Source organism: Sphingopyxis sp. MG (assembly GCF_002953155.1).
Taxonomy (GTDB): domain Bacteria; phylum Pseudomonadota; class Alphaproteobacteria; order Sphingomonadales; family Sphingomonadaceae; genus Sphingopyxis; species Sphingopyxis granuli.
The window spans coordinates 2,538,505-2,559,346 of sequence record NZ_CP026381.1; the positions used below are offsets into that span (position 1 = coordinate 2,538,505).

The 20,842-nt window shown below is 68.2% G+C and carries 20 protein-coding genes; 6 read left to right on the plus strand and 14 right to left on the minus strand.

Going from position 1 to position 20,842, the window contains the following annotated elements; all coding sequences use genetic code 11:
- Positions 1-56: 56 nt before the first annotated feature.
- On the plus strand, positions 57-1,481 hold the full coding sequence (locus tag C3E99_RS11760) for a WS/DGAT/MGAT family O-acyltransferase (RefSeq protein WP_104959808.1): 1,425 nt from the start codon (positions 57-59) through the stop codon (positions 1,479-1,481).
- A 34-nt stretch (positions 1,482-1,515) separates the two neighbouring features.
- Here the strand turns inward: C3E99_RS11760 and rbfA are convergent, their stop codons facing one another.
- Genes rbfA through rimP form a run of 6 tightly spaced genes read right to left on the minus strand, consistent with a single transcriptional unit; the run spans position 1,516 to position 7,812 of the window.
- Positions 1,516-1,917: a 30S ribosome-binding factor RbfA gene (rbfA, locus tag C3E99_RS11765; protein WP_076076561.1), complete on the minus strand. Its 402-nt coding sequence runs from the start codon at positions 1,915-1,917 to the stop codon at positions 1,516-1,518.
- On the minus strand, positions 1,907-2,326 hold the full coding sequence (locus tag C3E99_RS11770; RefSeq protein WP_076076564.1) for a PaaI family thioesterase: 420 nt from the start codon (positions 2,324-2,326) through the stop codon (positions 1,907-1,909). The genes rbfA and C3E99_RS11770 overlap by 11 nt, the downstream gene beginning before the upstream one ends.
- A gap of 12 nt (positions 2,327-2,338) precedes the next feature.
- Positions 2,339-4,870: a translation initiation factor IF-2 gene (gene infB / locus C3E99_RS11775; RefSeq protein WP_104959809.1), complete on the minus strand. Its 2,532-nt coding sequence runs from the start codon at positions 4,868-4,870 to the stop codon at positions 2,339-2,341.
- Positions 4,871-4,887: 17 nt separating this feature from the next.
- Positions 4,888-5,646, minus strand: a complete 759-nt coding sequence (locus C3E99_RS11780; protein ID WP_083675142.1) for a DUF448 domain-containing protein — start codon at positions 5,644-5,646, stop codon at positions 4,888-4,890.
- Complete coding sequence (nusA, locus tag C3E99_RS11785) at positions 5,627-7,267, minus strand: transcription termination factor NusA (protein ID WP_067107994.1); 1,641 nt, start codon at positions 7,265-7,267, stop codon at positions 5,627-5,629. Before nusA ends, C3E99_RS11780 begins: the two co-directional genes overlap by 20 nt.
- On the minus strand, positions 7,267-7,812 hold the full coding sequence (gene rimP, locus C3E99_RS11790; RefSeq protein ID WP_076076569.1) for a ribosome maturation protein RimP: 546 nt from the start codon (positions 7,810-7,812) through the stop codon (positions 7,267-7,269). The genes nusA and rimP overlap by 1 nt, the downstream gene beginning before the upstream one ends.
- A 321-nt stretch (positions 7,813-8,133) precedes the next feature.
- On the opposite strand from rimP, the gene dmeF reads away from it, so the two are divergent.
- From dmeF to C3E99_RS11815, 5 genes are all read left to right on the plus strand, one after another.
- The gene (gene dmeF, locus C3E99_RS11795) at positions 8,134-9,060 is read left to right on the plus strand and encodes a CDF family Co(II)/Ni(II) efflux transporter DmeF (RefSeq protein WP_104959810.1); all 927 of its coding nucleotides are present in this window, start codon (positions 8,134-8,136) and stop codon (positions 9,058-9,060) included.
- 80 nt (positions 9,061-9,140) lie between these two features.
- The gene (locus C3E99_RS11800; protein WP_076076574.1) at positions 9,141-10,967 is read left to right on the plus strand and encodes a gamma-glutamyltransferase family protein; all 1,827 of its coding nucleotides are present in this window, start codon (positions 9,141-9,143) and stop codon (positions 10,965-10,967) included.
- A gap of 55 nt (positions 10,968-11,022) precedes the next feature.
- Complete coding sequence (locus C3E99_RS11805) at positions 11,023-11,817, plus strand: ABC transporter ATP-binding protein (RefSeq protein ID WP_076078067.1); 795 nt, start codon at positions 11,023-11,025, stop codon at positions 11,815-11,817.
- Between the two features lie 191 nt (positions 11,818-12,008).
- Complete coding sequence (locus C3E99_RS11810) at positions 12,009-13,148, plus strand: cell wall hydrolase (RefSeq protein WP_234002457.1); 1,140 nt, start codon at positions 12,009-12,011, stop codon at positions 13,146-13,148.
- 44 nt (positions 13,149-13,192) lie between these two features.
- A complete protein-coding gene (locus C3E99_RS11815; protein ID WP_076076575.1) occupies positions 13,193-13,579 on the plus strand; it encodes a VOC family protein in 387 nt (128 codons plus the stop codon).
- A gap of 64 nt (positions 13,580-13,643) precedes the next feature.
- Here the strand turns inward: C3E99_RS11815 and C3E99_RS11820 are convergent, their stop codons facing one another.
- The 8 genes from C3E99_RS11820 to C3E99_RS19770 form a co-directional block, all read right to left on the minus strand.
- A complete protein-coding gene (locus tag C3E99_RS11820) occupies positions 13,644-15,368 on the minus strand; it encodes an ATP-binding protein (protein WP_104959811.1) in 1,725 nt (574 codons plus the stop codon).
- Between the two features lie 85 nt (positions 15,369-15,453).
- Entirely contained in the window at positions 15,454-16,227 is a 774-nt protein-coding gene (locus tag C3E99_RS11825) for a TIGR02186 family protein (protein ID WP_076076577.1), read from the minus strand.
- Complete coding sequence (locus C3E99_RS11830; RefSeq protein WP_067107977.1) at positions 16,224-17,132, minus strand: sulfite exporter TauE/SafE family protein; 909 nt, start codon at positions 17,130-17,132, stop codon at positions 16,224-16,226. The genes C3E99_RS11825 and C3E99_RS11830 overlap by 4 nt, the downstream gene beginning before the upstream one ends.
- A gap of 101 nt (positions 17,133-17,233) precedes the next feature.
- Positions 17,234-18,418 (minus strand): hypothetical protein, encoded by a 1,185-nt coding sequence (locus C3E99_RS11835; protein WP_158682263.1) that lies wholly within the window; start codon positions 18,416-18,418, stop codon positions 17,234-17,236.
- On the minus strand, positions 18,415-19,260 hold the full coding sequence (locus C3E99_RS11840; RefSeq protein ID WP_324787721.1) for a glycosyltransferase family 2 protein: 846 nt from the start codon (positions 19,258-19,260) through the stop codon (positions 18,415-18,417). The genes C3E99_RS11835 and C3E99_RS11840 overlap by 4 nt, the downstream gene beginning before the upstream one ends.
- 61 nt (positions 19,261-19,321) lie before the next feature.
- Positions 19,322-20,353: a tyrosine-type recombinase/integrase gene (locus C3E99_RS20125; RefSeq protein WP_158682265.1), complete on the minus strand. Its 1,032-nt coding sequence runs from the start codon at positions 20,351-20,353 to the stop codon at positions 19,322-19,324.
- Positions 20,346-20,531, minus strand: a complete 186-nt coding sequence (locus C3E99_RS11850) for a hypothetical protein (protein ID WP_104959814.1) — start codon at positions 20,529-20,531, stop codon at positions 20,346-20,348. The genes C3E99_RS20125 and C3E99_RS11850 overlap by 8 nt, the downstream gene beginning before the upstream one ends.
- Positions 20,528-20,842: a phage head closure protein gene (locus C3E99_RS19770; protein WP_158682267.1), complete on the minus strand. Its 315-nt coding sequence runs from the start codon at positions 20,840-20,842 to the stop codon at positions 20,528-20,530. The genes C3E99_RS11850 and C3E99_RS19770 overlap by 4 nt, the downstream gene beginning before the upstream one ends.

Consider the following 20,842-nt stretch of genomic DNA (forward strand, 5'->3'; position numbering starts at 1 on the left):
CCATCGCCTGTCATGCTGCGCACAAAAGATGCAGCATGTTGGGGAGAGAGCTGCCTATGCGTCTGATGCCGATCAGCGATGCGATGTTCCTCGTGGGGGAAAGTCGCGAGATGCCGATGCATATCGGCGGCATCAACCTCTATACATTGCCCGATGACGTCGACGAGACCGATTGGCTGAACGAGCAGCTCGCGCTGCTGCGACAGCCGGAGGGTCTCCGGCGGCCGTTCAGCGAGGTGCTGAAGCTGACGCCGCTCGGCCAATATGGCCCGATCCGGCTCGAACCCGACCGCGACATCGACATGCACTATCACGTCCGCGCCGCGGCGCTGCCCAGGCCGGGGCGCTATCGCGAGATGTTCGAGCTCGCTTCGCGCCTCCATTCGGGGCTGCTCGACCGCACCCGCCCCCTGTGGGAGATGACGCTGATCTCGGGCCTGCCGAACCGGCAGATCGCGACCTTCAAGAAAATCCACCACGCGCTGATGGACGGCGCGGCGAGCATCCATTTCTACAATTCGATGCTGACCCCCGACCCGAACGAGCGGCGCACCGCGTCGCCGCTGTCGGTCGAGGCCTATGAAGCCTACAAGCGCAAATTCCCGATGCCGAAGAAGCCACCGCGGCCCAGCCTGACCGACATCACCGCGATCGGCGATTTCCTAAAGGAACAATGGGGCAACAGCGTCGGGGTGACCAGGGCGCTCAACCAATATGTCGCCGCGATGTTCGGCATCGGTGGCGACGGTCTCGCCACCCCCTTCGCCGGCGTCCCGCGCACCAGCTTCAACCGCAACATCACCGGCGCGCGGCGCTTCGTCGCGCAGAGCTGGTCGCTCGACCGGGTGCGCGCGCTGGGCAAGGCCTATGACGGGACGATCAACGACGCGGTGCTCGGCATGTGCGCGGGGGCGATGCGCAAATATCTCCAGTCGCTGAACGAGCTTCCCGACAAGCCGCTGAAAGCGATGGCGCCGGTGTCGATCCGTCCCAAGGACGATATCGATTCGGGCAATTCGGTCGCCTCGGTCACCGCCAATCTGGCGACGCACATCGACGACCCCGCGGCGCGGATGGCGGCGATCCAGGAATCGATGAATTCGGCGAAGGCCCAGCTTCGCGCGATGACTGCGGCGCAGATCCAGCTCTATACCGCGATCACCAGCTTCCCGATGATGCTGACCGCGCTGACGCGCACCGCCGACAAATTCCCCGCCTACTCCGCGACCATCTCCAACGTGCCGGGGCCGCGCGAGCAGATGTACTGGAACGGCGCGCGGCTCGACGGCATGTATCCCGCAAGCATCCCGGTCGACGGCATGGCGATGAACATCACCCAGGTGTCGAATTTCAGGAATATCGACTTCGGCATCACCGCCTGCCGCCGCAGCGTCCCGCACGCGCAGCGGATGATCGACTATCTGGAAGAGGCGCTGGTTGAACTGGAGGAAGTGGCAGGAATCCGGAAGGGGAAGAAATAGCCTTCGCCCCCAACCTTCGCGGGGACGGCGGTGGTTATTCGGCCTCGGACTCGCCCAGATCGCGCGCCACCTTCGGGTCGCGCAGCAGCTTGTCGATGTGGCTCGCCTCGTCGAAGCTTTCGTCGGGCAGGAATTTCAGCTTTGCGGCATATTTCATGCGGATGCGGTGCGCGACCTCGCGCTGGAGATAGGCGGTGTTGGTGCGCAGCGCCCGCAGCACCGCCTCTTCGTCGCGGCCGAGCAACGGCTTCACGAACACTGTGGCATGGCGCAGGTCGGGCGACATGCGCACCTCGGTGATGCTTACCGGATGGCTCGCGAGCACATCGTCGTGCACGTCGCCGCGCTGAAGGATTTCGCTGAGCACATGCCGCACCTGCTCGCCAACACGCAACACGCGAACCGAAGGGCCGGACGGGGTTTCGCTATGACGCATTTCGATCAAATTCCATGATGCGCGCGCTCGACGTCGCGCGGGCCAGAAGCTCGCCCTTCTCGTCGAAGAGTTCGGCTTCCAGAAAAGCGACCGATCGGCCGCGACCGACGACGCGCCCCTTGCCGATGACCCGGCCGGGCATCACCGGTTTGAGGAAGCTGACATTGAGGTCGATCGACGCCGGAACCTCGGTGCCGCCGGTCATGCTGACCAGCGCCGGTCCCATCGTGTCGTCGAGCATCGCCGCGACGAAGCCGCCCTGCACCGTCCCGCGCGGGTTGAGCATCTGCGCGGTCGGGTGAAAGGCGATCTCGATCCGTCCTTCGCCCGGATATTCCGCGATCAGTTCCCAACCGAGAAGCTGCGCGCAGGGCGGTGCCGGAAACCGGCTGAAAAAACTCTCAGCCATGGGTCGGTCCCCTTACAGCGTCCGTTCGCGTTCCTCGACCTCGAAGACTTCGAGGTGATCGCCCGGCTTGATGTCGTTGGTGTCGGCCAGCACGACGCCGCACTCCAGGCCGGCGCGCACTTCGGCGACGTCGTCCTTGAACCGGCGCAGCGAGGCGATCGTCGTCGCCGAGACGATGACGTCTTCGCGGGTGAGGCGCGCGTGGAGCCCCTTGCGGATGCTGCCTTCGAGCACCAGCAGGCCCGCCGCCTTGTCGCGCTTGCCGGCCGGGAAGACTTCCTTGACCTCGGCGCGGCCGACGACGGTCTCGACGCGTTCCGGACCCAGCTCGCCCGCCATCTCCTTCGCGACTTCCTCGGTCAGGTGATAGATGACGTCATAGTAGAGGAAGCGCACCTTCTCGCGGTTCGCGATCTCGCGCGCCTTGGCGTTCGGACGGACGTTGAAGCCGATGATCGGCGCGCCGGTCGAGGCGGCGAGGGTTACGTCGCTTTCGGTGATCGCGCCGGCACCCGAATGGAGCACCCGGACGCGGATCTCGTCGGTCGACAGCTTGTTGAGCGCGTTGACGATCGCCTCGACGCTGCCCTGCACGTCGGCCTTGATGACCACCGGATATTCGATGACCTTGGCCTTGTCGGCGAGCGCCGAGAACATGCCTTCGAGGCTGACCGGCGCCTGCGCGGTCCGCTTGCGGAGCGCCTGTTCCTGGCGATAGGCGGCGACCTCGCGGGCGCGTGCCTCATTCTCGACCACGGTCAGCGTGTCGCCCGCCATCGGGACGCCGCCGAGGCCGAGGACCTCGACCGGCATCGACGGGCCGGCCTGCTTGATCTGCTTGCCATGATCGTCGACCAGCGCGCGGACGCGGCCGCTTTCGGCGCCGCAGACGAACACGTCGCCGACCTTGAGCGTGCCGCGGCGAACGAGCACCGTCGCGACCGGGCCGCGCCCCTTGTCGAGCTTCGCCTCAACCACCGTGCCCTCTGCAGCGCGGTCGGGGTTCGCCTTCAGCTCCATGATCTCGGCCTGCAGCGCGATCGCGTCGAGCAGCTTGTCGAGATTGATCTTCTTGAGCGCCGACACCTCGACGTTCTGGACGTCGCCGCCCATTTCCTCGACCACCAGCTCATGCTCGAGCAGGCGCTCGCGCACGCGCTGGGGATTGGCGCCGTCCTTGTCGATCTTGTTGATCGCGACGATGATCGGCACTCCGGCCGCCTTCGCATGGTTGATCGCCTCGATCGACTGCGGCTTGAGCCCGTCGTCGGCGGCAACCACCAGGATGACGATGTCGGTGATGTTCGCTCCGCGCGCGCGCATCTCGGTAAAGGCCTCGTGGCCCGGCGTGTCGAGGAAGGTGACCATCGACCCGTCGGGGGTCTTCACCTGATAGGCGCCGATATGCTGGGTGATGCCGCCGGCCTCGCCCGCCTGCACGTTCGCGCCGCGCAGCGCGTCGAGCAGGCTCGTCTTGCCGTGATCGACGTGGCCCATGATCGTCACCACCGGTGCGCGCGCCTTCATCTGCTCGGGCGAATCGACATCCTCTTCGGTGCGGATGTCGACATCGGCCTCGCTGACGCGCTTGATCTCGTGCCCGAACTCGGTGACGAGCAGTTCGGCGGTGTCCTGGTCGATCGTCTGGTTGACCGTGACCATCATGCCCATCTTGAACAGCGCCTTGACGAGGTCGGCACCCTTTTCGGCCATGCGGTTGGCAAGTTCCTGCACCGTGATCGTATCGGGCACGACGACTTCGCGGACCTGCTTCTCGCGCGGCCCGGAGGACGGCCTCATGTGCGCGCGCTTTTCCTTCTCGCGGGCGCGCTTGAGCGCCGCGAGGCTGCGCGCGCGCGCGCCCTCGTCGTCGTTGAGCGCGCGGGTGACGGTCAGCTTGCCCGACTGGCGGCGGTGGTCGCCGCGACGCTCGGTCTTGGGCTCGGGACGCTTCGGCTCCGGACGCTTGGTCTCGACCGGAGTAAAGCGGCGCGGCGCCGGAGCGCTCGCCGGCGCGGCACGGGTGGTTTCCTCCGCCTTTGCGGCAGGCGCGGGCGCGGCGGGCGCTTCCTCGGCCGGCGCGGGCGCCGGAGCGGCGGTCTCCACGACTTCGGCGGCCTTCGCCTTTTCCTCGCGCGCTTCGACGCGGGCCTTTTCCTCCTCGATCGCGCGGGCGCGCGCCGCTTCTTCGCGGTGACGCGCGTCCTCAAGCGCCGCGAGGCGCGCCTCTTCGGCCTCGCGCAGCAGCTGCGCCTGGCGCTCCTGGCGCGTCATCAGGCTGTCGACCTTCGACGCGGTGGGCTTGGGCGCCGGGGCGGGCGCGGCGGGCTTGGGCGCGGGAGCCGGAGCGGCCTTCGCCTCTTCGACCTCGGGCGCCGGAGCGGCTTCGCCCGGACGACCGATCACGCGGCGGCGCTTCACCTCGACCACCACCGTGTTGCGGCGGCCGTGGCTGAACTGCTGCTGCACCTGTCCGGCCTCGACCGTCCGCTTGAGCCCAAGCGGCTTGCGGGTCAGAGTCGGCTTGTCCTGTTCGTCACTCATCGAAACGTCATATTCCTTCAAAAGGCGTCCGAAACGGCAGAATCCGTCGACGCCGCCCCAGCCCCCGCATCGCGGGAATCCGCATCCGGGCCACGGTTCGCCGCGTCCCTAAACCATCCGGTGAAAAACTGCCAGCGGCTCAAATGCGCCAACACCCGGTCCGTGGCGCGGGCGTCCGTCAGCGCCAGATGCACCGCATTGTCGCGCCCCAATGCCATAGATAGGGCGTCCCGGTCCACCGGCAAGACCATACCCTGCCGGCCCGAGCCTTCGTCGTCGGTGCCGACGCGCCATGCCTGCGCCAGTTTGCGGCGCCCGTCCTCGCCGGCATCGCGGGCGTGGAGCAGCAGGCGCACCTGCCCGCGTCGCGCCACTTCCTCGATACGGTCGCTGCCGAGGATCAGCGTGCCCGCGCGCGCTTCGAGCCCCAACCGGTCGAGCGCCGCGCGGCGAAGCTGCGCCTCGATCCGCGCACCGAGATCGTCGGGGATCGTGAAATCCTTCGCATGCAGCGCCCGCGCGAGCCCGCCCCGGAGCTTGCCCTTCGCCTGCGCGGTTTCGAGGTCGGCGCGCGGCACGCCGATCCACGCGCCGCGTCCCGGTGCCTTGCCCAGCACGTCGGGCGCGATGACACCGTCGGGCCCGAGCGCAAGGCGCACGAGCCCTTCAGCCGGCGCCACCGCGCCGGTCACCACACAGCGCCGCTCGGGCGCATGGTCGCCGCGCCTGCCCGCGCGGTCGGTTCGGCCTAGCTGATCATTGCGCGGGGTCCGCATCGGCGGCCTCCCCGGCTTGCGACGCGACTTCCGCCTCAGGCGCCGGCTCGTCGTCGAACCAGTGTGCGCGCGCCGCCATGATGATCTCGTTGCCCTGCTCTTCCGACAGGCCGTATTCGCCGAGAACGCCGCCGCGATCCTCTGCGCGCTCGGCGCGCTCGCGCGACGGGCCGCGCCGGTTGTCGCTGCGCTTCTTCGCGATCAGTTCGTCGGTCGCGAGGTCGGCGAGGTCGTCGAGCGTCTTGATCCCCGCCTTGCCGAGCGTGACGAGCATCGCCTCGGTCAGGTGCGGAATCTCGGCCAGCGCATCCTCGACGCCGAGTTCGCGGCGTTCGGCGCGCGCGGCCTCCTCGCGGCGTTCGAGCGCCTCGGTCGCGCGGCTCTGCAATTCCTCGGCCAGTTCCTCGTCGAAACCCTCGATGCCCGCCAGTTCCTCGAGCGGAACATAGGCGACCTCTTCGAGTTCTCCGAAGCCCTCGGCAACGAGGAGCTGCGCGAGCGTCTCGTCGACGTCGAGTTCTTCCTGGAACATCGTCGAGCGCTCGATGAACTCGCGCTGGCGCTTCTCGCTCGCGTCGGCCTCGGTCATGATGTCGATCTGCTTGGCGGTGAGCTGGCTCGCGAGACGGACGTTCTGGCCGCGCCGCCCGATGGCGAGCGAAAGCTGGTCGTCGGGAACGACGACCTCGATACGGCCGTCATCCTCGTCGATCACGACGCGCTGCACCGTCGCGGGCTGGAGCGCATTGACGACGAAGGTCGCGGTGTCCTCCGACCAGGGAATGATGTCGATCTTCTCGCCCTGCATCTCCTGCACCACCGCCTGGACGCGGCTGCCCTTCATGCCGACACAGGCGCCGACGGGGTCGATGCTGCCGTCGTAGCTGATGACGCCGATCTTGGCGCGGCTGCCCGGATCGCGCGCCGCCGCCTTGATCTCGATGATGCCGTCGTAGATTTCGGGGACTTCCTGCGCGAACAGCTTCTTCATGAAGTCGGGGTGCGCGCGGGACAGGAAGATCTGCGGCCCGCGGTTCTCGCGGCGCACCGACAGGATCAGCGCGCGGACGCGGTCGCCGACGCGCATCAATTCGCGCGGGATCTGCTGGTCGCGGCGGATCACGCCCTCGGCGCGGCCGAGGTTGACGACGATGTGGCCGAACTCGACCGACTTGACGACGCCGGTGATGATCTCGCCCGCACGGTCCTTGAACTCTTCATACTGGCGCTCGCGATCGGCTTCGCGCACCTTCTGGAAGATGACCTGCTTCGCCGACTGCGCATCGATGCGGCCGAGATCGACCGCGGGCAGTGGATCGACGATGAAATCGCCGATCTTCGCATCCTTCTGAAGCTTCTGCGCGGCGGCAAGGTCGACCTGCTTGAAATAGTCGTCGACCGTCTCGACCACCTCGACGACGCGCCACAGACGAAGATCGCCGGTCTGCGGGTCGAGCTTGGCACGAATGTCATTCTCGGCGCCGTAGCGGGCGCGCGCAGCACGCTGGATCGCTTCCTCGATCGCCTCGATGACGATCCCCTTGTCGATCATCTTCTCGCTGGCGACGCTGTTGGCGATCGCAAGCAGTTCGGCCTTGTTGGCGGAAATGGCAGTGGCCATCAGTCCTGTCCTTCTTCTTCCATTTCGTCGGCGCCCTCGGTAGAGAGCGGAACGGTTGCGGCAATCAATCTGTCGGTGAGCACCAGCTTCGCCGTGTCGATCGCGTCGAACGGCAGGCGATGCTCGACCTCTTCCTTGTCCACTATCGTCACGACATCGCCGTCAATGCCGACCAGCGTGCCGTTGAAGCGCTGGCGCCCGTCGCGCTTTTCCTTGAGCGCAATCTTCACCTCGTGCCCCGCCCAGTCGGCGAAGTCGGCGGGTCGCGTCAGCGGCCGGTCGATGCCGGGCGACGATACCTCGAGCCGATAGGCGCCGTCGATCGGGTCCTTCCCCGCTTCCTCCAGCGCGTCGAGCCGGTCGGAGATGCGGCGCGACAGGTCGGCGCAGTCGTCGATGGTGAGCTGGCGCGTGTCGGGCCGCTCGGCCATCACCTGCAGCGTCGGGTCGCTCTCGCCGCCGAAGAAGGCGACGCGCACGAGCGCGAGGCCCATCGCCTCGGCTTCGGGCGCGATGATCGCGTTGAGGGCGTCGAAATCGACCAATTGATGATCCCAAACCGGACGACCGGAAAACCCATGCGGGAAAAGCCGTCGCGGCCCGCGGCCCCGACGTCCCAACTGGCTAACCATGTCAAGAAGTGGGCTGCATATAGGCCGATGCGGGGGCGACGGCAAGGGGGAATGACAGGGGCGCCGTTCGATCTTCATCCTTGTCCCGCCCGCGGATATCGGGCAGGTCCCTGTCCCATGGCGCATGCCCGCACGAACAGAGATCGACTTCTCGCGCGCGTCCGGCGCACCGCCAGACAGGCAGCACCGCGCGCGACCGCGATCCGCGGCCACGCTCGATAGGGAGCGCGCCGCATGTCGCTCGACAGCGAAATCGACACGCTCACGCACAATCATGTCTATCTGGGCGCGCGGCACGACGAAAATGCCCGCCGCACCCTGTGGGTCGTACTGCTGACCGCGGCGATGATGGTGGCGGAGATCGCCGCGGGGCTCGCCTTCGATTCGATGGCGCTGCTCGCCGATGGCTTTCACATGGCGACCCATGCCGGCGCACTTGGCATCGCGGCGCTCGCCTACGCCTATGCGAAGCGCCATGCGACGAGCGGCCGCTACAGCTTCGGCACCGGCAAGGTCGGCGACCTCGCGGGTTTCGCCTCGGCGCTCGTGCTCGGGATCGTCGCGATCGGCATCGCGTGGGAATCGCTGACGCGGCTCGTTGACCCGCGCCCGGTGGCCTTCGTCGAGGCAACCGTGGTCGCCGCGATCGGCCTGGCGGTGAACATCATCAGCGCGCTGCTGCTCGGCCACGGCCATGACGAGCACGCGCATGACGATCATGCGCTTGACGGGGAGCATCCCCACGACCACGACAATAATCTGCGGTCGGCCTATCTGCACGTGCTCGCCGACGCCCTGACCTCGGTGCTCGCGATCGCGGCGCTGCTCGGTGGGCGCTATCTCGGCTGGGCGTGGCTCGACCCGGCGGTCGGGATCGCCGGGTCGATCGTCATCGCCATCTGGTCGTGGTCGCTGATGCGCGACACGGCCTCTGTGCTGCTCGACGCCACCAACCCGGCGCTGGAAGCGGAAATCCGCCGGCATGTCGAAGGTCCGGGCGATGCGCGCATCGTCGACCTGCACGTCTGGCGGCTCGGTCCCGCGGCGCACGGCGCGATCATCAGCGCGGAAGGGATCGATCGCGACACCGTCCACGCGCGCGTCCGTCCGGTGCACGAAATCGCGCATCTGACGATCGAGATACGGCCAACGCAGGGCTGAGCGATCCGCCGGGCGGACATTCGCACCTTGCCATCACCCACCGACGGCGCAACAAAGTCTTTTTTTCGAGGGGATTGTCCATGCGCCGTCGCACGCTTCTCGCCGCCGCCCCCGCGGTGGCCTTCCTGCCCACGGCAGGCACCGCCCAGCCCGCGAAGAAGGATGCGCCGCCGCTGCCGCCCGCGTGGGACGCGGGCGCGGACCGCTTCGTGCGCCCGGATGTCGGCGGCGGCGACCGGCCCGTCGGGGCGAGCTTCGCTTCACGCACCGCCGCATATGGTCTCAGCGGCGCGGCCGGCACCGCGCATCCGCTAGCGACGCAGGCGGGGATCGACATATTGAAGCGCGGCGGGTCGGCGGTCGATGCCGCGATCGCGATCAACGCCTGCCTCGGCCTGCTCGAACCGACCGCGAACGGCATCGGCGGCGATGCCTATGCGATGATCTGGGACCCCGGGCAGCGCAAACTCGTCGGGCTCGCGGGTTCGGGGAAGAGCCCGCGCGGGCTCGACCTCGCGACGGTGCGCGCGCAGGCGAAGCAGGGCACCCTGCCCGCCTATGGCGCGATCAGCGTTTCGGTGCCCGGCGCGGTCGACGCCTGGTGGACGATGCACCAGCGCTACGGAAAGCTGCCGTGGAAGGAACTGTTCGAGCCGGTGATCGCCCACGCCGAGGCGGGGGCGCCGGTGCCCGACATGATCGCCTGGTACATCCGCCGCAGCCTAGCCGGTTTCCGCCAGCCGGGACGCGGGATCGAGGAGATCGACAATGCGATGCGCACCTATGGCATGGCCGACGGCAAGGGGCCGGCGGCGGGTCAGGTATTCCGCAACCCCGACCTTGCACGCACCTTCCGCCTGATCGCCGAGGGCGGACGCGACGTCTTCTACGAGGGCGAGATCGCGCGCACGATCGATGCCTATTTCCGGCGCATCGGCGGCTGGCTGCGCCGCGAGGATCTGGCGGCGCACCGGTCCGAATGGATCGAACCGCACCGCACCAGCTATCGCGGCACCGACGTCTATGCGCTCGGCGCCAACACGCAGGGGATCGCGACGCTGCAGATGCTCAACATCCTCGAACATTTCGACCTGAAGGGCGCCGGATTCCAGTCGCCGCTGTCGATCCACCTCCAGGCCGAGGCGAAGCGCCTCGCCTATGAGGATCGCGCGCGATATTATGCCGACCCGCATTTCGCCGAGGTGCCGGTCGAATGGCTGGTGTCGAAGGATTATGCCGCCGAGCGCGCGAAGCTGATCCGCCCCGACCGCATCCTGTCGCCGGTCCATCCCGGCCAGGCGCCGAGCCACGGCGACACCACCTATTTCAGCTGCGCCGACAAGGACGGGATGATGGTGTCGATGATCCAGTCGAACTTCCGCGGCATGGGGTCGGGGCTGGTCGCCGACGGGCTGGGCTTCATGTTCCAGGACCGTGGCCAGCTCTTCACTCTGCAGGACGGGCATCCCAACATCTATGCCCCCGGCAAGCGGCCCTTCCAGACGATCATCCCCGGTTTCGCCGCGCACGGCGACACGCCGTGGATGAGCTTCGGCGTGATGGGCGGCGACATGCAGCCGCAGGGGCAGACGCAGATCGTCGTCAACCGCGTCGACTATGGGCTCGAAATCCAGGCGGCGGGCGATTCGCCGCGCTGGCACCACGAGGGGTCGTCGCAGTCGATGGGCGAGGATGCCGAGGGACTGGGACCGAACGGACTGCTGCGTCTCGAAAGCGGGGTGCCCGCGGCGACGCGCGCGCGGCTGGCGGAGATCGGCTGGACGATCGGCGAGCCCGACGGCGGGTTCGGCCGCTATCAATGCGTCGAGCATCGCATGGACGGCGACACCCGCGTCTATGCCGCCGCGAGCGAGATGCGCGCCGACGGCTGTGCGCTGGCCTATTGACGGCGGCGGCATTTTCGCTTGCCCCGATGCGCCCCGCCATGCTGTGGGGCGCGCGATGACCATCGACCCGCCCCTGCTCGACCTTGCCGATGTCCGCGTCATCGCCGACGAGACGTGCATCCTCGACCTGCCCGCGCTGACCATCGGCGCGGGCGAGAATGCCGCGATCCTCGGCGCCAACGGGTCGGGCAAGTCGACGCTGGTCAAGCTGATCGCGCGCCAGCTCTATCCGCGTTACGGCGCGCAGGTCCGCATCTTCGGGCAGGAAAGCTGGAACGTCTTCGACCTGCGGAAGCTGCTCGGTATCGTGTCGGGTGCGATGCAGCTCGATTTCGACGCCGATCCGCCGCTCGAAACGCTCGACTGCGTCGTCTCGGGCTTCTTCGCCTCGCGCGGGCTGTGGGCGCACCAGCACTATACGCAGGCGATGATCGACGCCGCGCGCGCCGCGCTCGAAGAGGTCGGGGCGAGCCATCTGATCGGGCGCAGCATGGCGAGCCTGTCGACGGGTGAGGCGCGGCGCGTGCTGATCGCCCGCGCGCTCGCGCATCGGCCGCGCGCGCTGCTGCTCGACGAGCCCTGCGCCGGGCTAGACCCCGCATCGCGCCACCATTTCCTCGCCATGCTGCGCGACGTCGCGCGCGGCGGCACCACGCTGCTGCTGATCACCCATCATATCGAGGAGATATTGCCCGAGATCGACCGCATCGTGATGCTGCGCGGCGGCCGGCTCCACCGCGACGGCGCCAAGGCCGAGTTGCTGACCGGCGAGGCGCTGACCGGCCTGTTCGGGCTGCCCATGACCGTGCGGGCGCGCGGCGAATGGTTCGACGCCGCCATCGAGGCGTGACCGTTGGGGCCGCGCGATAGCGCGATAACCCCCGAGGCGCGCCGATTTGACAATCGCGCCGTTTCGCCCCATCCGCCGCGCCTGTCCCGCTGCGGGACATGCGGATCGTGCCGCAACACTTTGTTCGCACCTCACGGCATAAGGCGGATCGAATTGTCCCGCACGAATCGGTCGGGCGGAAGCCGAATCGGATGATTGACGCGCGCATGAAGCCCGAATTGCACCTGACGGCTCGGTCGGCCTGGCTCGACCCCGCAGCGGCAAGGCCCGCCGGGCCGGGGCGCAATTTCTGGGCAGCGCTGGTCGCAGCGGTGATCGTTGCCAGCCTCGCGCTCGCGCTGTCGAGCGGCGCGGCGCGCGCACCCGGCTTCGGCCCGCACCGCATCACCGTGCCGCTTGATTTCAAGCCCTACGACCCGACGCGCTGGGCGGTGATGAATGCCGGCAGCTATGCCGACGCGCTGAAGATCGACCCGACGCTGCCCGATCCCGGCAGCATCGGCTATGCCGACGCCGCCGCGCAGCCGCCGGTCGATCCGGCGACGCTGCGCGACGAGGCGTTCGTCGGGCCGCCCGCGAAAAGCTATGCCTTCAAGGGGCTCACCGCGCTCGACCGCGAGCGCGCGCATTACTGCCTGACCGCCGCCGTCTATTATGAGGCGGCGTCCGAAAGCGACGACGGGATGCGCGGCGTCGCGCAGGTCGTGCTCAACCGCGCCCGGCACCCCAGCTTTCCCAACACGATCTGCGGCGTCGTCTTCCAGGGATCGCAGCGCCCCGGCGTATGCCAGTTCACCTTCGCCTGCGACGGCGCGATGGCGCGCGCGCCGGACAAGGCGATATGGCTGCGCGCGAGCCGCATCGCCTCGGCCGCGCTCGGCGGCTCGGTCTATCCGGGCGTCGGGCTGGCCACCCACTATCACACCACCGCCATCTGGCCGCGCTGGGGCAAGAGCCTGGTTATGACCAACATCGTCGGCGCGCATATCTTCCATCGCTGGCGCGGGCGCTGGGGGATGCCGGACGCCTTTCGCGCGCCCTATCTGGGCCATGAGCCGGTGCCCGGCCCCTATCTGCCCGTTGCCGGTCAGCTCGCCGCGTTGCGCGGCGGCGGGACGGCGGCGGGGCTGCCGCCGATCGACGGCGCGATCCTGCCTGCGCCGCTGCCTGGCGGCACCGCGGCCCCCATGCCGCAGGCGATGGCGCAGACCGGCACCGCCGCCGCGACGCCGACGCCAAGCGCACCGCCCCCGGCCTACACTGACCCGCGGCTCAACCAGTCGGGCCAGATCCGCGAGGAGTTCCGCAAGAGCGGAGAGTGGATTCGGTAGAGCGGCGGAGGTATCGTCCGGCCGACACGGCAGGGAGGCTGGACATGGGACATGTGAAAGGCATCGGCGGGCTGTTCTTCCGCGCCCGCGACCCCGAAGCGCTGAGCGCCTGGTATCGCGACCGGCTGGGCGTCGGCGGCGGCTGCACCGCCGACGACAGCGCTCCGGTCAACCAGTGGGTCTGGACCGTCACCGGCGGGCCGCTGGTGTTTTCGCCGTTCCAGGCCGACACGGGCTATTTCCCCGCCGACCGCCAGTTCATGATCAACCTGCGCGTCGACGATCTCGACGCCGTGCTCGCGCCGTTCCGCGCCGCGGGCGAGGCCATCGTCACCAAAGCCGAATGGGACGACTCGGCCGTCGGCCGCTTCGCCCGGGTGCACGACCCGGAGGGCAACCCGATCGAGTTATGGGAGCCGCCGGCGGGCTGAGTCCAGCAGCAGTCGCGCAGCCATGTGAGACTCTCCCCGCAAGCGCGGAGGATATTCGGAACCCTTAGCGCCCCTGGCTGCGCCAGCGCTTGACGATGCGCTCGACCATCTCGGCCTCGCCGCCGGTTTCGCGCCACAGCTTCGAGAAGAGCGGGTCGCCCGAGGCCGGTCGCTTGTCCTCTTCGAGCGTGTCGAGATGGATGCGGATCGGGATCGACACACCCTCGCCGCAGACGATGCATTCGCGGTTGCGCAGCGCCGGGATCGAATCGATGAAGCCGCGCGATCCTTCAGGCATCGCCGCCTTGACGAAATGCTGGTCGCGCTCGTTGTTGAGGCGCATCGAGATGATCGTACCGCACTGCGACAGCACGCCCTCGGCCAGATCCGACGGGCGCTGGGTGATCAGGCCCAGCGACACGCCGTATTTGCGGCCTTCCTTGGCGATCCGCTCGAGGATCTTGCGCACCGCCTGCCCCTGGCCGACGTCCTTGGCCGGAATATAGCGGTGCGCCTCTTCGCAGACGAGCAGGATCGGGCGCTGCGGCTCGCCGCGTGACCAGATCGCATAGTCGAACGTCAGGCGCGAGAGCACCGCGACGACGACGCCGGTGATATCCGAGGGCACCCCCGACACGTCGATGATCGAGATCGGCCGCCCGTCCGAAGGCAGCCGGAATATCTTGCCGATGAAATTCGCCATCGTGTCGGCGACGAGCATGCCCGAGAACATGAAATTATAGCGCGGATCGGCCCGCATTTCCTCGATCTTGCCCTTGATCCGCATGAAGGGTGCCGACGATGTCGCCTTGTCGAGCTTGCCCATCTCGTTGGTCAGGATGCTGAGCAGGTCGGACAGCAGATAGGGGATCGGCGAATCCACGGTGATCTTCGTCATGCCCTCTGCCAGGCGGTTCTTCATCCGCGCCTGAAGCAGGCATTTGGCGAGCACGTCGCAATCGCCCTGCCGGTCGCGGCCCTCGCTGGTGACGAAGACCTCGCAATGCTCCTCGAAGTTCATCAGCCAATAGGGCATGGCAAGGTTGTCGACGTCGAACAGCGCGCCGGTGCCCTTGAAAGCCGCCGAATATTCGCCGTGCGGATCGACCATCACGATGTGACCCTGCGGCGCGAGTTCACAGATGCGGTGGAGGATCAGCGCGGCGCTGGTCGACTTGCCGGTGCCGGTCGACCCGAGCAGCGCGAAATGCTTGCCGAGCATCGCGTCGACATAGAGCGAACCGCGGATGTCGCGCGTCGGATAGACGGTGCCGATCTCGACATGCGCGCGCTCGTCGGCGGCGTAGATCTGCTTCAGGTCGGCGTTGGTCGCGGCATAAACCTGGCTGCCGGGGATCGGATAGCGCGTCACGCCGCGGCGGAAATTATGGATGCGGCCGGTGATCTTCTCCTCGTCGCCCTCGCCGAGGAAGTCGATCGACGCGACGATCAGGCCCTGCCCGCTGTCATGAAGCTGCTGGTCGCGGATGCTGGCGAGCAGCCACACATTGCCGACGCGAACCTTGACCTGCGCGCCGACCTGCCCTGCCATCGCGAGGGCGGGGTCGGGGGAATTGGCGAGTTTTGCGAGGGTCGTGGCGTCGAGGAGGATGCGTGAGGCCGAACCCGCGATGTCGATGACCTCGCCGATCAGCAGGTCGTCGCGATGCGGCGCCGCGACGGGCGCGGGCGCAGCGGCGGAGGCCGCCACGGTGCCGCCGCCGGCCAGCCGGACGTGTTGCACCGCCGTCGAATCCGCGGCCGGAAAGCCGCTGCCCTGCATATCCATCAATCGCCCCGCCTGCTCTGGTCTGTCCCGCGGGCGATTATCGCATCGGTTCGTAAAGAAAGCGCTTATGCCGCGCGCACCGCCGTCAGCGGCGGCGGAAGAGCGCCGAGGCGCCGTAGCCGAGCACGAGCGACAACAGCACCGCGCTCAATCCATAGAGAAAACCGTGCCGCTGCGCCGCGAGCGCGACGAATCGCTCGAAGCCCGCCTTGCGGATCTGCACGTCGCGCGAGGCGACCGCGAGCACCCGCCCCTTGCTGATCAGATAGGTCTCGGCGCGATAGGTGCCGACCGGCACACGCGCGGGCAGCGGGATGCGCGCGCGGTAGAGCACGCCCTCGGTGATCTCGACCGCCCGGGGGTTCTGATAGAAGAGTCCCTGGCGCGAATAGAGGTCGATCAGACCGTTCTCGAAGCGTTCGAGCTTGCCCGATTCCGAAAAGCCGGTCGGCGACATCGACAGGTTGCTGAGCCCGAGTTCGAAGATCGCCGCGGTGCGCTCGTCGACCAGTTGCTCGATCGGGCGCGACGAGCCGATCGCATAGAAACCCGGCGAGGTGCGCAGGCGGATGCTGTTCGCATTGACCCACATGCCGGCGACGCGCCGCTTCTCGCGCAGCACGATCGGGCGCACCGGCCCTTTCAGCACGACGACGATGTCGGCGCGGTCGTCGGGCAGGCGCTGCCCCGGATAGAGGATCGCGCCGAACAGCAGCAGTTCCTCGCCGGTGAAGCTGTACTGAATCTCGATCGCGCGGCTCGACACGTCGGGGACGAGGCGCGGATCGGCGGCGTGCGCCGTTCCCCCCAGCCCGCCCGACAATGCCAGCCAGAGCAGAAAGGCGGCAAGCCGCCTCATTGCACCGTGTAGATTTCGTCGGGACGGATGAACAGGCCGACCGCCATCTGGACCGCGACGAGCAGCACGATGACCGCGAGCGCGAGGCGCAGATATTCGGGCCGCGCCTTTTGCGCGAAGCGCGCGCCGACCTGCGCGCCGGTGACGCTGCCGAGCAGCAGCAGCCCCGCGAGCACGATGTCGACCGCGCCGGTGGTCATCGCATGGACCATCGTCGTGGCGATCGTCACGAACAGGATCTGGAACAGCGAGGTGCCGACGACGACCTGCGTCCCCATGCCGAGCAGATAGAGCATCGCGGGGACGAGGATGAAGCCGCCGCCGACCCCCAGCAGCATGGTGAGGATGCCGACCGCCATGCCGAGCAGCAGCGGCGCGAGCGGCGAGATATAGAGGCCCGAGCGATAGAAGCGCCAGCGCATCGGCAGGTTGGCGACCATCGGATGGTGGCGCCGCTTGCGCGCCGGCGGCGGCAGGCCCGCCTGCATCGAGCGCAGCGTTCCCCACGCCTCGCGCCCCATCAGCGCACCGACGGTGCCGAGCAGGCCGACATAGAGGATCGAGATCGCCGTATCGATCTGCCCGAGCGCCGCGAGCAGTTCGAACAGCCCGGCGCCGATCAGCGAGCCGAGCAGCCCCCCGGCGACGAGCACCGACCCCATGCGCAGATCGACCGCATCGCGATCGAGATAGGCCATCACCCCCGACACGCTGGCCCCCGTCACCTGCGTCGCCGCCGAGGCCACCGCCACCGTCGGCGGAATGCCGTAGAAGATCAGCAGCGGCGTGGTCAGGAAACCGCCGCCGACGCCGAACATCCCCGACAGCAGGCCGACGCCGCCGCCGAGCAGGACGATCACCAGCGCGTTGACCGACAGATTGGCGACGGGAAGATAAAGATCCATGGAACCCTGAACGATGGCCGAGCCCCGAACGGGGCCGATTCCGCCACCCTAGACCATTTTTCGGAGCCGGGGAATCGGCTGTGCGGCGAATGCGGAGAATTTCAGAAATCGGTCGCCAGCGTCAGCGCCAGTCCGCTTTCGGGGCGCGCTTCGCCCGCGATGCGCTGACGCCAGTCGAGCGCCAACCGGCTGCCCTCGCCGACGCGGGGTAGGCGCAGCGTCAGCCGCGGCCCGACATCGACCCGCCCGGCGCCGGGTTGGACCGCGCCCGCCGCGAGCGCGCCGATCCGCAACCGGCCGGCGCCGTCCGCGCCAAAGCCGCGGTCGACCGCCACCGCACCGTCGGCAAAGGCGTCGCGTCGCTGCGCCCCGACGACCCCGGCCTGGCCATAGGCTTCGAGGCGGAAGCCCTTCGTCAGCGGCACGTCGCCGATCCCGCCGCTGACGAAAGCGGCGAGCGCGCTCCGGCCTTCGCGGCCGATGGCGACGCGCTGCTCGACTGCAAGATCGATCGGCCAGCCCGTCACCGGCGCATGGACGACACCGAAAGCCAGCTCGCGCTGCCGCGTCCGTTCGAGCGCGACGATCGCGCGGCCATAGATGCGCGTTCGTCCCGTCGCGCCGAGGCCGTAGGCCAGCCGCGCGCCCGCCTGACTGCCGCCGAGCTGCCCGGCCGCCGCGATTCCGCCCGGCACCGCGCTCGACGCTTCGCGCAGATAGACCCAGCCGCCGAGCGACAGGCCGCTCAGGTCGCGCTGCATCCAGAAGGGCGCACCGCGCCCCGGATCGGCGTGCCGCGCCGCCGCCCCGGAGGGCCATGGCAGCGATCCGCGCAGCGCCGAGCGCGCCTCTCCGCCGACCGGCGCGGGCAGCGTCCGCGCGATCAGCGCGAGGCGAATTGCATGGCGGTTGGTCCCCCATCCCGCAAAACCCGGCTCGCCGCCGCCCCGGCCGCTGACGGCAGTCGGTTGGCCGACCATCGGGGCGGGCTCGGCGACCGATGCGAAACGCGGCTCGGCGACGGGCACGGCGGCGGCGCGCCGCGGCGGCGCAGGCATCGGCGTCACATCGCTTCGATGCGGAGTGGCGAGCGCGGTATCGCGCCATTGCGGCGCGACGAAGGGCGCCGGCGGCCGCCAGCGATCCGCGCCCGGATCGGACAGCAGCCAGGCCGGATTCCACAGCATCATCGTCCGCAGCGCGATCCAGCCCCCGACGCACAGCGCCAGGAAGCGCAGCGCCGAAGCATCGCGCCGCGAACGCGGCCCGGGCGAGAGCATCATCATGCGATCCGCACCGGGATCGCCAACGGATCGGCCAGCGGATCGGGTTGGGCGGGCGGCGGCGCTTCGCTATGCCGCGTCTTGTCCCAGACCACCTCGCGCGATCGCAGCATCCGGCCGTAAAGCAGGACCGCTCGGCGGGCGGCGAGCATGGCGACGATATTCGCGACAAAGGCGCGCGGGATCGACAGCATTGCCTCGTGCATCCCGTACCAGCGCGCGGCAAAATGCCCCCGCATCCCGAGCCGCCAGAGCAGCAGCGCGGCATCGACCGCCAGCAGCAGGCGAAAGCCGTCGCCGATCGGCGGCGGTGTCCAGCCGAGCAGCGCCTCGCCGGCCCATACAATCCCCGTCACGACCATGCCGGCATAGGCGGCAAGCAGGATCAGCGCCGCGAGCGGGGCCCGGCGATCGCGCCACAGCATCCAGCGCGCCAGCCACGCGCGCCGCCGGCCGCCGTTTCCGCCAGCCAGCGGCGGCCAGCCGAGATGATCCCAACCGGCGAGCGAAATGCCCGCGACCCAGCGCGCCTTCTGCCGCGCCGCCGCCTCCAATGTCACCGGGAACGCCCCGCGCGAGACCACCGGATCGCCCGGCGCGCGCCACGCCTCGACGAAGGCGGCGGACAGCCCGCAATGGCCGATGAGCATGCCGACCTCATAATCCTCGGTCAGGCTGTCCGCGCGAAACGGCGCGCCGCCGCGGTGGAGCGCGAGCAGCGAAAGCGCGTCGCGGGCGAAGGCGCAACCGACGCCCGCCGCGGGAAGCGGCAGTCCCAGATGCGAGCGGACGCCCAGTTCCTTGCCATGCGCCTCGGCGAACTCGTCGCCATAATGGCCGCTTATCCATCATGACGAATTTCCTTTATAAATTAGGGCGTTGTGAGCGCGGTTTTCCCTTTCGTGATTAGTTTTCCCGTTCTCCTTTCGTCTTTGCCTTCCATTTCCCCATGCCCAGCCGGGCGATTTTCGGTTGCGAGCGGCGCTTGCCGTAGTGCTCCAGCATGGCGAGAGACTTGTGCCCGGTGATCGCCGCGACCTCGGCTGAGGTGCATCCGGCCTCAAACAATTCGATCGCCGCATTCTTGCGAAGGCCGTGCGGGGTGCGGTTCATGCCCAGCTTCCGGGTGAACTTCTGACACCAGACAAGGAACACCTCTCTGGTCAGGGGGCCACCGCGCCGATTGCTGAGCAGAAACAGGTGCTCTTCCGATCGCGGCAATTCGTCGATCATCGCCTTGAGATTGTCGTGCATCGGAATTTCCAGCGCGGTCTTTGTCTTTTGCTGGCGCACACGGATCATGTCACCCGCGACCATGCCCCACGTCATCGCGCAAACGTCGCCCGGTCGCTGCCCGGTATAGAGCGCCAAGGTCACTGCGCGGCGGAACAATTCGTTGTCGCTGGTCAGGGCCGCCTGAAGCATGTCGTCAGGCCACGGCTCGCGCTCGGTCTGGTTGCCGAAATACTCCAGCCCTTCCGTCCAGTCTGATAAGCCGCGATGCCGCTTGCGAGCATATGCATAGAGGGTCCGCAGGATGGTGAGCATCATGTCGGCAGCGCCCGGCGTGTCCTCGTTGGCGTCGAGCACGCGGCGCTGAATATCCTCCGGGGTCATCTCGCGAAGCGGGGCAGCCGCATAGGCGACCAGCAAGCGCGTCAGGTAGCGATCATAGGATTCGCGGGTGCTGTTGCTCAGCGTCTCGCGAAAATGCTTGGACCGACGATAGTCAGCTACCAGCCCGCCGAATGTCCCTGTCCGGTGCCTTTCGTCCTCCAGCGCCCCCATGCGCTGCAAACGAGCCATTGCGCGCATGAAGCCGTCGGGATCACTGTAGGGGTCCGGCAGGCGCGTCCAAGGCGTCGTGCGTGCCCAATAGTGATAGACACGCCCTTTCGCTTTCTTCTGGCGCACGCCGGGCCAAGGTAGCTTAGACACGATCCGGTGCCCTTTCCTGCCAATCGGAGCGGGGTGCGTCCGATTCGTTTGCGGCCTTCACGATAACCCTGTCGCCGGTGAGGTCGAAAATGATCTCAGGCGTGATGCCGACCTTCGCCAGCGCCGCAACCGCGCGGTCGAAGTCCGCCTGGACAAGGGATGCCCGCCGCGCGCTCATACCGCAGCCACCGTGTGCAGCTCGACGCCATCGCGCCGGCCGATCTCGCGCACCTCTTTAATGTTGTGGAGCAGCCCGTCATAGCTCACCCGATCCTCGACAGTGAGGCCGGGGAACCAGCGAAGGAAGAACACCACGCGGCGCTCGGCAAGCGTCGTGGCGGCCGCAAGATACTCCTGCCCGCCCTGTTGCCGCACCTCGGCAAAGACGGTGGCGAGGTCCGTCCATGTCTGGATTTCCTCGCCATACTCGTCTTGCGTCGTCGTGAATCGCTGGAGCGTCACGCGCCGGTCCATATCACCCGCCCGCAT